The 16019-nt window shown below is 72.1% G+C and carries 13 protein-coding genes; 7 read left to right on the top strand and 6 right to left on the bottom strand.

All coding sequences use genetic code 11. From position 1 onward, the window contains the following. Positions 1–116: 116 nt before the first annotated feature. Positions 117–980: a winged helix-turn-helix transcriptional regulator gene (locus WN71_RS33095; RefSeq protein ID WP_046582681.1), complete on the bottom strand. Its 864-nt coding sequence runs from the start codon at positions 978–980 to the stop codon at positions 117–119. Positions 981–1079: 99 nt separating this feature from the next. Between WN71_RS33095 and eno the strand changes: the two genes are divergently transcribed. Then, positions 1080–2363, top strand: a complete 1284-nt coding sequence (eno, locus tag WN71_RS33100) for a phosphopyruvate hydratase (protein ID WP_046582683.1) — start codon at positions 1080–1082, stop codon at positions 2361–2363. 115 nt (positions 2364–2478) lie between these two features. Here eno and WN71_RS33105 read toward each other — a convergent pair whose 3' ends face one another. Beyond that, entirely contained in the window at positions 2479–3144 is a 666-nt protein-coding gene (locus tag WN71_RS33105; protein ID WP_046582684.1) for a cutinase family protein, read from the bottom strand. Positions 3145–3422: 278 nt separating this feature from the next. Here WN71_RS33105 and WN71_RS33110 point away from each other — a divergent pair, with 278 nt between their 5' ends. Then, the gene (locus WN71_RS33110) at positions 3423–4928 is read left to right on the top strand and encodes a LuxR family transcriptional regulator (RefSeq protein ID WP_046582751.1); all 1506 of its coding nucleotides are present in this window, start codon (positions 3423–3425) and stop codon (positions 4926–4928) included. Here the strand turns inward: WN71_RS33110 and WN71_RS33115 are convergent. After that, positions 4904–6286 (bottom strand): FG-GAP-like repeat-containing protein, encoded by a 1383-nt coding sequence (locus WN71_RS33115; RefSeq protein ID WP_240529851.1) that lies wholly within the window; start codon positions 6284–6286, stop codon positions 4904–4906. The two genes, WN71_RS33110 and WN71_RS33115, sit on opposite strands and share 25 nt — an antisense overlap. Before the next feature lie 306 nt (positions 6287–6592). Between WN71_RS33115 and WN71_RS33120 the strand changes: the two genes are divergently transcribed. Beyond that, positions 6593–7339 (top strand): class I SAM-dependent methyltransferase, encoded by a 747-nt coding sequence (locus WN71_RS33120; RefSeq protein WP_240529852.1) that lies wholly within the window; start codon positions 6593–6595, stop codon positions 7337–7339. Between the two features lie 133 nt (positions 7340–7472). On the opposite strand, the gene WN71_RS33125 is transcribed toward WN71_RS33120, so the two are convergent. Together WN71_RS33125 and WN71_RS33130 are read right to left on the bottom strand one after the other, a co-directional pair. After that, a complete protein-coding gene (locus tag WN71_RS33125) occupies positions 7473–8612 on the bottom strand; it encodes a hypothetical protein (RefSeq protein WP_046582688.1) in 1140 nt (379 codons plus the stop codon). A gap of 348 nt (positions 8613–8960) precedes the next feature. Beyond that, positions 8961–9641, bottom strand: a complete 681-nt coding sequence (locus WN71_RS33130) for a TetR/AcrR family transcriptional regulator (RefSeq protein WP_046582690.1) — start codon at positions 9639–9641, stop codon at positions 8961–8963. A gap of 134 nt (positions 9642–9775) precedes the next feature. Here WN71_RS33130 and WN71_RS33135 point away from each other — a divergent pair, with 134 nt between their 5' ends. Beyond that, on the top strand, positions 9776–10885 hold the full coding sequence (locus WN71_RS33135; RefSeq protein WP_046582692.1) for an FAD-dependent oxidoreductase: 1110 nt from the start codon (positions 9776–9778) through the stop codon (positions 10883–10885). Between the two features lie 151 nt (positions 10886–11036). Further along, complete coding sequence (locus WN71_RS33140; protein WP_046582693.1) at positions 11037–11624, top strand: histidine phosphatase family protein; 588 nt, start codon at positions 11037–11039, stop codon at positions 11622–11624. Positions 11625–11687: 63 nt separating this feature from the next. Here the strand turns inward: WN71_RS33140 and WN71_RS33145 are convergent, their stop codons facing one another. Then, a complete protein-coding gene (locus WN71_RS33145) occupies positions 11688–13112 on the bottom strand; it encodes a DEAD/DEAH box helicase (RefSeq protein WP_046582695.1) in 1425 nt (474 codons plus the stop codon). 296 nt (positions 13113–13408) lie between these two features. On the opposite strand from WN71_RS33145, the gene WN71_RS40375 reads away from it, so the two are divergent. Continuing rightward, positions 13409–15343 carry a lamin tail domain-containing protein gene (locus WN71_RS40375; protein WP_240529853.1) on the top strand — a complete coding sequence of 645 codons (1935 nt, stop codon included), beginning with the start codon at positions 13409–13411 and terminating at the stop codon, positions 15341–15343. A gap of 238 nt (positions 15344–15581) precedes the next feature. Next, positions 15582–15953, top strand: a complete 372-nt coding sequence (locus WN71_RS33155) for an antibiotic biosynthesis monooxygenase family protein (RefSeq protein ID WP_046582698.1) — start codon at positions 15582–15584, stop codon at positions 15951–15953. Positions 15954–16019 lie beyond the last annotated feature (66 nt).

Genomic DNA, 16019 nt, shown 5'->3' on the forward strand with positions numbered 1-16019 from the left:
CCCGGCAACCGTCACTCGGGGGCCGGGGCGACCCACCGCACCCGCCATGCCCGGCATGCCCGCCGCACGGGCCATACCCGCCGCGCCCCCCTGCGCTCCATACCCGCCGTGCCCGCCTACGTCGTTCGAGCGCACTCCGCGGCCAGGCGCAGGCTCTCCTCGACCGCGTACGGGATGTCGACGACCGGGAACAGCACGTGCCGTACCGTCCGTTCGGCGTCGACGACCAGGATCAGGCGCTTGTGGCGCAGCCGGCCCGCGCCGCGGAAGGTGGGCAGCCGCAGGGCCGCGGCCAACCGGTGGGCCGCGTCGGAGAGAAGCGGGAAGGGCAGCTCCTCTGCGCGGGCGAACTCCTCCTGTTCGTAGCCGAGTTGGGTGCTGATTCCGCGCAGGTCCACGCCCGCGCGCCGGAACTCCGGCCAGGCGTCCCGGAAGAGGCGGTTCTCCAGGGTGCAGCCCCCGGCTCCGGGGATGGGCCCCCATTCGATGCCCGTGCCGGGATAGGTGAACAGCACGGTGGCGGCGGCGTCCGGTGGGACGAGGGGCGGTTGGCCGCCCCCGGTCGCGGGCAGCCGGAGGCCGTCCGGCAGGAGGGTGCCGGTCAGCGCCTGCATCCGCGTGTGTTCGGCGCCGTCCTCGGCCGCGGTGGCCGTGAGGCTGCCGTCGCCGAGAACCCAGCGGTCGCCCCAGTCCTGCATGGCGACGAGCAGCGGCAACAGCGCCGTACCGGCGTCGGTGAGCAGGTATTCGTACCGTACCGGCCGCCGTTGGTACAGGCTGCGGCTCAGTACGCCGCTCGCGACCAGTCGGCCGAGGCGCTCGGTGAGCACCTTGCGGGACAGGCCGAGCTCGGCGGCCAGCGCGTCGAAACGTACGTGGCCGCGGGCGACTTCCCGCAGTACCAGCACGTTCCACCAGTCCCCGAGGACCAGGGCCGCCTGTGCGACGCCGCAGGTCTCGTCCGCGTTGTGCATCCTCATGCGTCCATAGTAAGTTCCTTTTCGGGACTCACTTTGTTTCTGAGCGAAACTTAACGCCCGCCGACGTCCGGGACGCGGGCCCAGCGTGGGGAGTTGACCGTGACCGCCATCAGCCGCGTCGTCGCACGGGAGATCATCGACAGCAGGGGCAATCCGACGGTCGAGGTGGACGTCGAACTCAGAGACGGTTCACTCGGCCGCGCGGCCGTTCCCTCCGGGGCCTCCACCGGCGCCCGGGAGGCGGTCGAACTGCGCGACGGCGACCCGGCCCGCTACCACGGCAAGGGGGTCCGTCGAGCGGTGGACGCCGTGAACGAGGCCGTCGCGGACGCCGTCGTGGGCCTCGACGCGGAGGACCAGGCGACCGTCGACCACACCATGATCGAGCTGGACGGCACCGCCACCAAGTCCCGGCTCGGCGCCAACGCCCTGCTCGGCGTCTCCCTGGCCACCGCCAAGGCCGCGGCGGCCGCCCACCGGCTGCCGCTGTACCGCTACGTCGGCGGGGTCGACGCCCGCCTCCTCCCGGTGCCGATGATGAACATCGTCAACGGCGGCGCGCACGCCGACAATCCGCTGGACTTCCAGGAGTTCATGATCGCCCCGGTCGGCGCGGCCACCTTCGCCGAGGCCGTCCGCATGGGCTCCGAGGTCTTCCACACCCTGCGCGAGAGCCTTCTCGCCGCGGGCCACAGCGTCAACGTCGGCGACGAGGGCGGCTTCGCCCCCGATCTGCGCACCGCCGACGAGGCCCTCGACTTCGTCGTCCGCGCCATCGAGGAGAGCGGCTACAAGCCCGGCACCGACATCACCCTCGTGATGGACCCGGCCACCTCGGAGTTCTTCCATGACGGCGTCTACGACTACGCAGGCGAGGGCGTCCGCCGCAGCCCCGCCGAACACGCCGACTACCTGGCCACGCTGGTCGACCGCTACCCCGTCGCCTCCATCGAGGACGCGATGGCCGAGGACGACCACGACGGCTGGCGCGACCTGACCGCCCGCCTCGGCGACCGCTGCCAGCTCACCGGCGACGACGTCTTCTGCACCAACGAGACGCTGCTGCGGGCCGGCATCCGGGACGGCATCGCCAACTCCGTGCTGGTGAAGGTCAACCAGATCGGCACCCTGACCGAGACGCTGGCCACCGTGTCCACCGCCCACCGCGCCGGATACACCGTCGTCATGTCCCACCGCTCCGGCGAGACCGAGGACACGACCATCGCGGACCTCGCCGTCGCCACCGGCTGCGGCCAGATCAAGACCGGCTCGCTCTCCCGCGCCGACCGCACGGCGAAGTACAACCAACTCGTACGCATCGAGCAGGAGTTGGGTACGCAGGCCCGCTACGCCGGCCGGACGGCCCTCGGACTGCGCAGCTGACCCGCACGCGGCGGCGGATCGCCCCGTCCGGGTCCCGCGGAAATCCGGCACCCGGCACCCGGCGCCCGGCGCCCGGCGCCCGGCGCCCGGCGCCCGGCCAGGATCTCCTCGTTCCTCAGCCCCGGGCGATCCGCTCCGCCGCGAACCGGGCTCCGTCGTCGACACTGCCGTTGAGGTGGTACGTCAAGTGGGCGGCGCCGTTGCGGCCGTTGCCGCAGACCGGGTCGCCGGTGTTGCAGAACTCCTTGGCCTTGGGACCGAACAGGTCGCTGGCCGAGGCGATCGTACGGCCCGACAGCCGCAGCGGGTTGCCGAAGACGACGACCGCCTTGACCCGTGCGGCAAGTCCCTGGGGGATGGTCCGGCCGGTGCCCAGCTGCGTGCGGATCCCCAGGGCGATGTCGGTGACGCTGCCGCCCTGCGAGTAGCCGCCGAGCACGAACGACGTGCGGGGGCAGTTCGCCGCGGTGGACTCGACCTCCTCCGTCATGTCCGTGGCTCCGGGCCCGGCGCTCGTCTGGGCGAAGTTCGCCGCGTAGTCCACGGCGTACGAAGCGACGGTCCGGCCCGGCAGGGCGCTCTTGATGTCCTTCACGAGCGGGGTCCCGGTGATGCCGAGCCCCGGGGCCTCGCCGGTCCCGCGCGCGAAGACGACCTCGACGTCGGAGCACGGGGCCGCGGACGCCATGGACGGCAGCAGCGAGAGGCCGGCCGCGCTCAGCACGCCGACGCCCGCGAGGGACACAAGGACACGACGACGCCGTGACGCACGATGGGACATGGAATTCCTCCTTGCCGTACGGGACTTACCGGCGCCGGGGACGGCACCCGTACCCGGAGCGCACCAGCACCGTAAGGAGACCCGCGCCGCTCACGTATCGGTGAAATCACCAGTCGGCCACCGGTGGCCCGCTCGGGCGCGGACCGGTAATGCCGCGGAACCGGACTCGCGGTTACCGCCCGCTCGCTACGATCGGCACAGCTGAACCACAGGGATCGGTGGTGCGCGTGGGGCATGAGGCGACCGGCACGGACTCCGGCCCGAGCGACGCTCCCTCCATGCGAGACGAGCAACGTCCGCCCGCGGCCGACGAGATGGCGCTCGGCCTCCGCCTGTTGCGCGACGGTCCCGTCTCCGACGCCCACCACCTCCTGCTGCTCGCGTCCGGCGCGCTGTGGAGGACCGACGTGGCCCGCTCGCGCGAGGCGGCGGTCCACGCCACCCTCGCCGCCTGGTCGGCGGGCGACCGCGACGGCTACCTCACTGCGCTGGACGCACTGTGCCCCGGAGCCGGCCACCCCGACGGGAACCCGTCGGCCGAGGAGAACAGCTCTCCGACAGATGCCTTCTGGCGTGCCTACCGCGACGGCATGACAAGCGTCCTGCACGGCGACTTCGCCCGCGCCAACGCCCTGCTGGTCCCCCTGCTGAACGCGCTCAAGACGCGGCAGGAGGCCTCGCGGCTCCTGTCCGCGGGCACGATCGCCCTCATGCTGGGCGATCTCGCGACCGCACGGCAGACCCTCGGCGCCGCACTGGCCGCGGCCCGCTCCGAAGGCGCCTCGGCGCTCCTCCCCCGGGTCCTGGAACACCTCGCCTACGCCGAACTGAGGGCGGGCAGATACCACCAGGCCCGCGCACACGCGGAGGCCGGCCTGGAGGCCGCCTGCCGGCAGCCGCACCGCAATGCCGCGGCCGGCCTGTCCGCGGTGCTCGCCCTCGCCGCCTCCATCGCGGGCGACCCGGCCACGGTCGCCACACACGCGCGGTCGGCCCTGCGCACCGCCCATGCCCACGGACTGAGCCAGGCGCGAACCCTCGCCGAATGGGCGCGCGCCCGCGGCGAGTTGAGCGACGGCAACGCCGAGCAGGCCGCCGCGCGCCTGGCCCCACTGGTCCGCGCGGGACCGCGGCAGGGCCACTTCGGACTGCGGATGATGGCGGTCCCCTGCTACGTCGAGGCCGCGGTCCTCGCCGGACACGACGGGGACGCGGAGGTGGAACAGCTCATCGACCAGTACGCCCGGTGGGCTTCACAGGGCGCGGATCCGGCGGCGCCGGCCGTCGTACTGCGCTGCCGGGCCCTGGTGGCGGACGACGAGCACAGCGAAGACCTCTTCACCGCGGCCCTGACGCACCACGAGGCGGTCGACAGCCCCTACGAGCACGCCCGCACCCACCTCGCGTACGGGATGTGGCTGCGGCGCCGACGCCGTCCCGTCGAGGCGCGCCCTCAACTGCGCGCCGCCGTCGTGGGATTCGACCACTGCGGTGCCGACGTGTGGTCCGGGTACGCCGACGCCGAACTGAGGGCGGCCGGTGAGACGCCCACCGTCGCACCCGACCCGGGCCCCGGCCCGGCGCCGCTGACGACGTTGACCCCGCAGCAGTTGCGCATCGCCCGCTCGGTGGCGCGCGGGGCCACCAACCGCGAGGTGGCCCGGCAGCTGTCGATCAGCACCCGGACCGTCGAGTACCACCTGCGCAACATCTTCACCCGGCTCGGAGTGCGCTCACGGGTGGCGCTCGCCCGTCACCCTCAGATCAGCATGAGCAGTCCGTAGCCGCCCAGGACCGTCCCGGAGAGCTGGGTGAGTCCCACCGAGGAGGCCGTGAACATGCGGCTGCCGCTCGCGGTCGGTCCGGAGGTGGTGCCCGGGAACACCCAGACGGCGCCGGTGAAGTCGTTCTCGGAGGCGGCGCTGACCAGCAGTTCGGGTCTGCCGTCGCCGTTGACGTCACCGATGGCGACCGTGGTGCCGAACATGTCGTCGATCTCGGAGGTGCCCGGGACACCGGCGGTGTTCTGGGTGAAGGAGTAGGACCCGGTCCCGAGCGCACCCGTGCGGCGGCCGGGGATCACGGTCACCACACCCGCGCGGGAGTTCGAGGTCTCCAGCGGGGTCCCGACCACGATGTCGGCGGCTCCGTCCCCGTTGAGGTCGCCCACGGTCAGCGAGCCGCCGAAGCCGTCGTTGCTGGCGGAACTCCCGGGCACCCCGGCGGTGTTCTGCGTCAGCTCCACCGGCTCGGCGCCCGACGCGATCCCGCTCTTGGAGCCGTACCAGACAAGGATCCGGCCGCCGACCGCGCCGTCCACCCCCGGCGTGTACGGATCGTCGGGGTCGCCCACGACCAGGTCGGTGTACCCGTCGCCGTTGACGTCACCGGTGGCGGAGTCGAGGCCGTTGGCGTGGGTGAGGAGGTAGGTGGTGCCGGTGTTCAGGTAGATCTCGCCGCCGCTCAGATCGCTCAGCCGGTCGGTGTCGATGACCGGATCGGGGACGCCGTCCCGGTTGAAGTCGCCCAGGTCGACGCTGATGACGGACGCGGTCCTGTTCTCGTATGCGACGACGCCGTGGGTCCCGGTGTGGCTGAACGGCCCGCTGACCAGGACCGTCCCCTGAACGCTCGCGATGGCGACCCGGGTCTTCACCCCGGCGCCGTTCGACAGGGCCGCGATGTCGCTGCCGTAGCGGTCCTTCTCGACGGACCCGTCGAGGCCGGCGGGCTTCGACAGCAGAGTGGCGGTCGTGAGGCCGCTCTTGCTTCCCCACAGAACGGTGACCGAGCCCGCGTCGGTTCCCCCGCTCGTGTCCTCGTAGGGCGAGCCGACGAGCAGGTCAGCATAGCCGTCGTGGTTGAGGTCGGCCGTCGCGGTGGCCCAGCCGAAGCCGTCGCCCGTCTCGGCGGTGCCGGGCACCCCGGACGAGTTCTGCGTGAGGGTCTGCCGCTTCGAGGCGGACGACACCCCGCCCTTCGACCCGTACAGCACGACGACGGCTCCGGCCCCCTCCTTCCCGGAGACGTTCGCCCCCGGCGCGGGCAGCACCACATCGCGGTAGCCGTCGCCGTTGAAGTCCCCGGGCACCGCGCCGTGCACGGCACCGGCGGGCGCGACCGACAGTACCGACGCACTCATCACGACGCCGATTACGACGACAGCGGATCGCCAACCCACCGCTCTGCCGGACCGGTTGCCCATCATGACCCCCCACGGACTACGGACGGGTCCCCGAGCGGACCAACATCACGTACCGGATTCTAGGACCGGCCAGGCGATCTTGACCCGTGCGTTTTCGCAGGCCGGGCAGGCCGTCCCGCTTTCGGTGCTTTATCGCCCACGAGGGGGTCTCTCCCCCGCCGAGAACGCGACGTCCCCGGGCGCGTTTTGCCGAACCGGCAAAGGGAGTGGCAGCGCGGTGTGGTCCTGGGTGACGGTGGGCCCGTGACCGACGACATCGCAACGCAGCCCCCCGCCTCCCACGGCACCGCGACGCAGCCTCTCGCCTCCCGTGTCCCCCCGCCCGCGGACGCGTACGCAGGCGACCCTGCCGTACGGGCCGAGTGGGACGACCGGTACAACGAGCGGCACCAGCTGTGGAGCGGGCAGCCGAACGGGGCGCTCGTGGCGGAGGTCGCCGGACTCACCCCCGGGCGCGTGCTCGACGTCGGCTGCGGCGAGGGCGCGGACGCCATCTGGCTCGCCCGCCGCGGCTGGGACGTGACCGCGCTCGAGGTATCGGGCGTGGCGCTGGAACGGGCGGCCGAGCACGCGCGAGACGCCGGGCAGGGGCGGGATGCCGGGCAGGTCCGGGGCACCGCTCTCGCCCTTCGCTGGGTACACGCCGAGCTCGTCGCGGCCGTGCTTCCGCCGGCCTCCTTCGACCTGGTCTCCGCTCAGTACCCGGCCCTGTTGCGCACCCCCGACGCGGCGGCCGAGCGGGCGCTGCTCGCCGCCGTCGCGCCCGGTGGCGTGCTGCTGGTCGTCCACCACGCGGGGATGGACACCCGGCACGCGGCCGACGGCGGCTTCGACCCGGCCGACTACGTCTGGCCCTCGATGATCGCCGAACTCCTCGACGACGACTGGGAGATCGAGGTGGACGAGCAGCGGCCCCGAGTGGCGCCCGAGGGCGGCGCGGGCGCGCACCACACCGACGACGTGGTGCTGCGCGCACGGCGACTGCGCTGAAGGAGCCTGGGAGACGGAGACGAGCTCGCCGCGGCCGCACCGGCCAGCTGATCGGCTGCCCGGTCGGCTGATCGGCTGCCCGGCCGGCCTGCTCGCCGGACGGCCGGGCGCGGCAGGCACCCGCTGACGGCCGTCAGTCCCGGCGGCAGCGATCCCGCAGCTCGGAGATGACCGCCTTCTCGCGCGCGTTGACGTCACCGTCCACCGCGGCCACCCGCTCGGCCGCGTCGAGGACGTCGCTCAGATCGCCCGGCTCGGCGGCCACCCGCCGCCACACCTCGGCGGGTTCGACGTCGACGAGGTGCGCGAGTTCCTCGTCGACCACCTGATGCCGTTCCCGGGCCAGCCTGGTCAGGTGCCGCATCAGCAGGGCCTCGTCGTCGGCGATCTTCTGGTCCGCGTTCACGACGAGCCACGCGACCCACAGCATCAACTGAGGGTGCCTGCTGCGCTTGTTCAGGCCGTCGGCGACCTCGATCACCCGCGCCTCGTTCCGGAAGACGGCCTGCGCGTGCCGCCCCGCGACCAGGGTCGTCCAGCGGTTCAGCACCACCGCGAGGGGTACGCCGACCACCGGGATCCCGATCTTGATGACGTTGCGCTGGAGAAGGTACTTGCCCACGAAGGGGAGTCCCTTCGCGGCGGACAGCACCGCCTTGGAGTAGAAGCGCTTGACCACCGGCCGCACCAGGGCGGGGACCGCCTTGACCACGCCCTCCCTGACCACCTCCCCGCCCCTGATGGTGAAGGCCACGCGGATCAGCTTCCACATGTCCTCGGGGTCGGTCAGGTCCAGCGGTATCCGGTAGAGGATCGCGACGTCGTAGGCCAGGCGGAGCTGGAGCCGGGTGGTGAACGCGACGTCGACCATCATGGTCGCGACGGCGGCCGGGACCGTCGCCGGCGAGGCACCACCGAGGCTGCCGAGGGTGGCGGCGACGGCGGCCGTGTAGGCCCCGGCCGACAGTCCGCCCTCCAGCGCGGCGTAGCGGGCCGCCATCTTGATCCGCTGATCGACGACGGCATCCGCGGGCACGCCCTCGTACCGCTCCTGGAAGTACTGCCAGTCGACCTTGTCGGTGTAGGAACCCAGGGCCTGGGCGCTGAGTTTGGTGAACCAGCTGCCCGACTTGATGTCGTTCGCGCTCAGCCCTGTGACGAACTCCCGTATCTCCTCCCGCTCCTGCTCGACGGCCTCGCGGTCCGCGTCCTCACCGCTCCCGGCATCGCCGACGGCGTCGGCCTCCACGGTCTCCATCGGGACTTCGGTCATCACAAACCCCCCAGACGATCCACTGCGCAACCAGGCACTGGCCGACCGGTCCGGACACCCCCACCGACGGCCGGACATGACGGCCCGACAACCGAAACATCCGCTGATGGACGCCTCGTTGCGCCGCAACCCTAACGCGCCGTCACACGACCGACACACCACATGACCCACCCCGTCCGCCGCATCCACCGCGGCCGAGCAGGGCACACTCCGGCTCCGACCGGACCATCACCGACTACGGCCGCGCGCGGCCGCAACACGACCGGTGCGGGGCCGGCGCAGGGCCCGTGCAGCACCGGTGCAGGACCGGACGTGCAGCACCGGTGCAGGACCGGTGCACGGCGGGCGTCACGTCCGGATGCCGGCCTCGATGCCGTCGAGCAGGAAGTCGAGGCCGATCCGGAAGGTCTCGTCGGCGTCCAGGTGGACGGCGTCGCGCACCACTTCGGCCAGCGCGGAGAATCGGCCGGCGGCGAAGTTCCGTTCCAGATACGGCCCGTGCTCGGCCTGCCAACGGCTCTCGTCCAGGCCGGTGGCCCGTTCGGCACGCCGCTCGGCGATCTCCCGGCGTACGGCGCCGACCACGTACGCCTTGACCGAGGCGACCACCGGCATGCGGGCGTCCACGTGGATGTCGCCCAGGGCCGCCAGCACGGCCTCCCCGCTGGCCAGGGCGTGCGGCCCGAGCTGCGGCCGGCCGCCCAGCAGGTCGGCGAGCCATTCATGCTGGTGGACGGCGTGCCGGGTGGCTTCGGCGTGCGACCGCAGCGCCTCCCGCCAGCCGTCTCCGGTCGACCGGATCTCGGCGTAGGCCGCGTCGACCATCAGGTCGAGCAGCTCCTCCTTGCCGGCGATGTAGCCGTACAGCCGCATCGGGCGGACGTCCAGCACGGTGGCGACCTTGCGCAGCGACACCGCGTCCAGGCCGTCCGCGTCGGCCAGTCCGACCGCCGCACGCACGATCCGGTCCCGGCTCAAGGGGGCCGGTACGGGTCGATTCGGCGGCTCCGGCCTCTCCCACACCAACATGCCGCTCACGATACATCGCACCGAGCGATACAGTGTATCGACCAGTACGGTGTATCGCCGGTCGGCGCAGCGCCGTACGCCCGTATCGGTCCATCGGTCTGCCGGCAGACCGGTTCGTCGAAGGAGACGCAGTCATGACCATCGCCATCGTCGGAGCCGGACTGGGCGGCCTGGCGCTCGCCCGCGTGCTCCACGTCCACGGCCTGGAGTCCGTCGTGTACGAACGTGAGGCGTCACGGGACGCGCGTGGCCAGGGCGGCATGCTCGACATCCACTCCGGCCAACGGGCGCTGCGCGAGGCCGGTTTGATGGACGGGTTCCACGCGATCGCCCGGGGTGCGGGTCAGGACATGCGGCTTCTCGAGCCGGACGGCACGCTGCTGCTCCAGGAGGACACCCCCGACGACGCGCCGCTCCTGCGACCCGAGGTCGACCGCGCGGATCTGCGCGACCTGCTGCTGGACTCCCTGCCGGACGGCACGGTGCGCTGGGGGCACGCGGTCACGTCGGCGGGCGACGGCTCGCTGCACTTCGCCGACGGCGGCAGTGCGCCGTACGGCCTGCTGGTCGGCGCCGACGGCGCGAACTCCCGCGTCCGCCCGCTGCTCACCGACGCCCGCCCCACGCACACCGGCCACGACGTCGTCGAACTCTGCATCTCCGACATCGACCGCAGGCACCCCGAGCTCGCGGCCATGGTCGGGCGCGGCACCTACTGGGTGATGGGCGACGGCCTGTCCCTGGCCGCGCAGCGCAACGGCGACGGCCGGGTCCGGGTCGGCGTCAGCTTCTACAACACCCGCGAGGACTGGTTCGCCACGAGCGGGATCCCGTGGGACGACGCGGCCGCCGCCCGGAAACGGCTGATCGAGCTGCTGCCCGGCTGGGACGCGCGGTTCGTCGCGCTGATCGCGGCGAGCGACGACACGGTCGTATCGCGCTCGATCACCACCCTCCCGGCGGGCCTCACGTGGCCGTCGGCACCCGACGTCACGCTGGTCGGCGACGCGGCGCATCTGATGCCGCCGGTGGGAGAGGGGGCCAACATGGCGTTGCTGGACGGCGCCCTGCTCGGCCTCGCGCTCGCCGCGCATCCGCTCGACTTCCCCGCCGCCGTACGGGAATACGAACGCGAGATGTTCGAACGCACCAGCGCTGCCGCCCGGATGTCCGGAAGGATGCAGGAGATGCTGAGCTCACCGGGCGCCGCCGAGAAGCTTCTCGCGTTCTTCCAGCCCGGCTGAGGGGCGGCCGCGCCGGACCGGTTCGGACGAGGGCGACGCGGTGGGTGCCGGTCACCGGCGGGGGCGGCAACGGGAAGCCGGCCGATGGAGTCGGTGGTGGAGTCGGTGGAGCCGTCTCGGCTGACGGCCGGATCGGATAGCGTGCGCGGTCATGGGTGAGCTGATAGTGATCCGGCACGGTCAGACCGAGTGGAGCCTGTCGGGCCGGCACGCTGGACGGACCGACGTCCCTCTGACCGCAGCGGGCGAAGCCGCGGCCAGAGATCTGGCTCCGAGACTGGCCCGCCGCCGTCCGGTCGCCGTGCTGAGCAGTCCACTGAGCCGCGCCATGCGGACGGCGGAGCTTGCCGGTCTTACCGGCGCCGAGCCCGATCCCGCCCTGCTGGAGTGGGACTACGGCGGCTACGAAGGTCTGACCGCCGAGCAGATCCGGGAGTCCAGGCCGGGCTGGGACCTGTGGCGCGACGGCGTCGTTCCCGGCGACGCCGACCACCCCGGCGAGCAGCTCGGGCAGGTGGCCGCGCGGACGGACGCGGTGCTGGACCGCGTCCGTGCGCTGCTGCGGGAGGGCGATGTCGCCGTCGTCGCGCACGGCCACTTGGCGCGCGTTCTCACGGTCCGCTGGCTCGGCCTCGACGCGTCCGCGAGCCGACTCCTCGGCCATCCGCACCCGGGCACGCTCGGCTTCCTGGCCACCGAGGACGGGCAACCCGTCATCTCCGCCTGGAACGTCCCGTAGGGCAGGTCCGCCGCTCGACCTCGGGCCCCGGTCCAGGTGTCGGCCGTCCTGAGGAGTCCGGGTTCAGCCGCCCCGGCGTACCCGGGCCGCCTCGCGGGCCTCGGCGAGCTTGCGGGCCTCGCTGGTCTTGCGGGACGGCCTGCCGCCGCCGGAGGCGGCCCGCGGGTCCTTGGTGCTGCCCAGGCCGCGGAACGGGGCGTTGTGGTTCTTGGGGCGCGGTGCGGCGGGGCCGCCGTCGAGGGGCTGGCCGGAGGGGGCCTTGGCGCCGGTGATCCGGCTCAGCTCGGCCTCGCCGGAGCGCACCTTGGTGACCTTGGCGACGACGCCGGCGTCCGCCATGACCTGGCTCGTCTCGCGGCGCTGCCCCGACAGGACGAGCGTCACGGCGGTGCCGGAGCGGCCGGCCCGGGCCGTACGGCCCACGCGGTGCAGGTAGTCCTTCGGGTCGGTGGCCGGGTCGACGTTGACCACGAGGTCGAGGTCGTCCACGTGCAGGCCACGCGCGGCGACGTTCGTCGCCACGAGCGCGGTGACCTGCCCGTTCTTGAACTGGGACAGGGTTTTGGTGCGCTGCGGCTGCGACTTCCCGCTGTGCAGGGCGGCGGCGGCCACCCCGCTGGCCCGCAGATGCCGGGTGAGCTGGTCGACACCGTGCTTGGTGTCCAGGAACAGCAGGACGCGGCCGTCGCGGGCGGCGATCTCCGTGGTGACGGCGTACCGGTCCGGTCCGTGCACGACGAAGACGTGGTGCTCGATGCCGGAGACCGCGCTGGAGGAGGGGTCCACGGAGTGGACGGCCGGGTCGCGCAGGTAGTTCTGCACCAGGTGGTCGACGTCACGGTCGAGGGTCGCGGAGAACAGCATCCGCTGCCCGTCGGGACGCACCTGGTCCAGGATCTCGGTGACCTGCGGCAGGAACCCCATGTCGCACATCTGGTCGGCCTCGTCCAGGACCGCGATGCGCACCCGGCCCAGTCGGCAGTCCTTGCGGTCGACGAGGTCGTGCAGCCGGCCGGGCGTGGCGACGACGATCTCCGCGCCGTCCCGCAGCGCGGCCGCCTGCCGTCCGATGGACATGCCGCCCACCACGGTCGCGAGCCGCAGCCGCAGCGCCTCGGCGTAGGGAGCGAGCGCCTCACCGACCTGCTGCGCCAGCTCCCTGGTGGGCACCAGCACGAGCGCCAGCGGCTCCTTGGGCTGCGCGCGCCGTCCGGCCGTACGGACGAGCATCCCGAGGCCGAAGGCGAGCGTCTTGCCGGAACCGGTACGGCCGCGGCCGAGGACGTCGCGCCCCGCCAGGGCGTTCGGCAGCGCGGCCGCCTGGATGGGGAAGGGCACCGTCACACCGTGCTCGTCGAGCGTCCGCAGGACCTCGGCCGGCAGCCCCAGCTCCGCGAAGGACGTCACCGCGGGCAGCGCCGACGCGGTGTCGGGCGCCTCGGGCGCGTCGTCCTGCTGTGGGGCGTCGACCCGTGTGGAATCGCTCACAACAGGACGTCCTGAATCGCTCACAGAGAGATCGCTCACAGAAAGCCTTCCTCCGAAGGGACCGTACCGAGGAAGGCGCGGCGGGACGGGGCCACCAGCCAGGGGCACCGAACGCGACACCGACACAGCGACACTGCAAACACCCCACGCTAGCACGAGCGGCTCTGCACGCCTGACGTTCCCATGGCCAGAAGGTGCCGTTCAGCTGGAGTACACCGCGTTTCAAGATCGTCTCATCAGAGTTCCCCCTCGTGCCTACCTCACACTCGCGTGCCGGCGTCACCTCAGCGTGCGCCGTGGCTCTGACGCTTTCGGGACTCCTCGCCACCGGGATGGTGGCCGCCCAGCCGGCGGCCGCCGCGGACCCGGCCGGATATCAGAACGTCCGGATCAACGAAGTCACCTCGTCGAACAACGACACGGTGGAGCTGTACAACTCCGGCTCGACCGCGGTGAGCATCAGCGGCTGGAAGATGTCCGACGACAGCTTCTCGGCGCAGTCGTTCACCCCTTCCTCCACCACGATCGCGGCCGGCGGCTTCGTCACCTTCAACTCGCCCAAGGGGCTGGGTGATTCGGACAAGCTGGTGATCTACACCTCCGGCGGCACGGTCGTCGACCGCGTGGAGTGGGCGACCGACACGGCGAAGCCGGCCATGGCGCGCTGCGGCGGCGACGGCACCGGGGCGTGGGTGACGACGACCACGGCGGCCACCTTCGGCGCCGCGAACGCCTCGGGCTGCCCGTCGATCCCCGCGGCGAGCCAGGTGCGGATCAACGAGGTCACCTCGGACGGCTCCGACACCGTGGAGCTGTACAACGGCGGGACGAGCGCGGTCAGCGTGGGCTCGTGGAAGTACGTCGACGCCGACACCTCCCACTCCGCCGCGACGATCTCGTCCTCCTCGCCGAGCGCGACGAGCATCCCCGCGGGCGGCTATGTCACGTTCAACTCCACCCTCGGCCTGGGCGACAACGACTCGGTCTTCCTCCTCGACAGCAGCGGCAACACCATCGACTCGGTGACCTGGACCACCGACGCCGCCAAGCCGTCGGACGAGCGCTGCGCCAACGGCACCGGCTGGTTCCAGACCGCCACGACCGCCACGCTCGGCAGCGCGAACTCCTGCTCGGGCAGCACCGGCGGCGGTACCGGCGGCGGCACGCAGACCGGCCAACTGCTGGGCGGCGGCGGCTCGCTGACCAGCGGCTGCACGCCCGAGGCACCCTCCGGCACGGGCTCGACCCCGTCCGGCACCTCGGCCTGGCCGGGCGGGCTGGACGTCACCATCGCCGACAACGTCTGCGCGTTCACCACGTCCACGGGTCCCGAGGGCCGTGACGTGAGCGGTCTCGCCTTCGACCCGTCCAACCCGTCCGTGCTGTGGGCGGCCAAGAACAAGAACTGGCTGTACAAGCTGGTCAAGAGCAACGGCAAGTGGATCCCGGACACGACCTGGAGCGCCACCGGCAAGCAGATCACCTTCACCGGCGGCTCCGGCCAGCCGGACTCCGAGGGCCTGACGGTCGGCGCCAACGGCCACATCTACGTGACGTCCGAGCGTGACAACGCCAACAACACGGTGCCCAAGGACACGATCCTGGAGTTCGACCCGTCCGCGACCGGATCGACGCTCACCCCGGTCCACCAGTGGGACATGACCTCGCAGTTCCCGCAGCTCAACACCGGCGACAAGGACGACGCCAACCTCGGCTTCGAGGGCGTCGGTTACGTGCCGGACAGCTGGCTGACCGCGGGCGGCTGGGTCGACCCGCTCACCGGCGCCGCCTACAACCCGGCCAACTACCCGCTGCACGGCTCGGGTCTGTACTTCGCCGGCCTGGAGTGGGACGGCTCGCTGCACGTCTACGGTCTCAACTCCGACGGTACGTTCATCACGTTCGGCACGGTCGCCACGGGCAAGGCCGGCGTGATGGACGTGACGTACGACGCCGGCACCCAGCGCATCGTCGCGACCTGCGACAACACCTGCGGTGAGACGCACACGTTCATGAAGGTCAATTCCTCCGGCGCGATCGTGCCGGACGTGACCTACACGAACCCGTCCGTCATGCCGACCGACAACCTGGAGGGCTTCGCGATCGCCCCGACGTCGACCTGCGTCAACGGCTCCCGTGAGGCGGTCTGGAGCGACGACGGCATCTACGGCTTCGGCTCCGGAACCACCTCCTACGGACACGCGCTCTACAGCGGCACGTTCCCCTGCTGAGCTACTGAGCTACTGAGCTGCTCTGCCGCGCTGCTGCGCTGCTGCTCGGCTGCTCGGCTGCTCGGCTGCTCGGCTGCTCGGCTGCTGATCAGCCGTGATCGGCCGCATCGACACCGATCCGGCCGGTCCTGATGATCATTGGAGGCGGCTCCCCCAGGAGCCGCCTCCTTCGGCATGGCCGCGGCACCGTTCCGGCAACCGCGCCTCGACCTCCGCGGGCCCCCACTAAGGTGGCGCCATGAGTGATCACCCCGAAGCACCTGTCGCGCCCGTCGAGGCCTATGAACTCCCCTACTACGTAGCCGTCTTCACCACGGTGCGCACCCAGGACCAGGGTGGTTACGGCGAGACCAACGCGCGTATGGAGGAGCTCGTGAAGGAGATCCCCGGGTACCTGGGGATGGACCACGCGCAGACGCCGGGCGGCCTCGGCATCACCGTCGGATACTTCCGCGACGCCGACGCCCTCGCGCAGTGGCGGAGCAACGCCGAGCACCGCGAGGCACAGAAGCGCGGGCGCGCCGAGTGGTACGACAGCTACACGCTGCACGTCGCGAAGGTGGAGCGCAGCCACTCGTTCACGCGGGAGCAGCGCCTGGCGGAGGGCTGACCGTCCGTCGGCCGAGTCGCCCGACCCGCTGCCGACTGCCGGTCGCCTGGTCGCCTTGTCGCCTGG

Origin of the sequence: Streptomyces mangrovisoli, from assembly GCF_000974985.2 — a bacterium.
In the GTDB taxonomy this organism is placed as follows: domain Bacteria; phylum Actinomycetota; class Actinomycetes; order Streptomycetales; family Streptomycetaceae; genus Streptomyces; species Streptomyces mangrovisoli.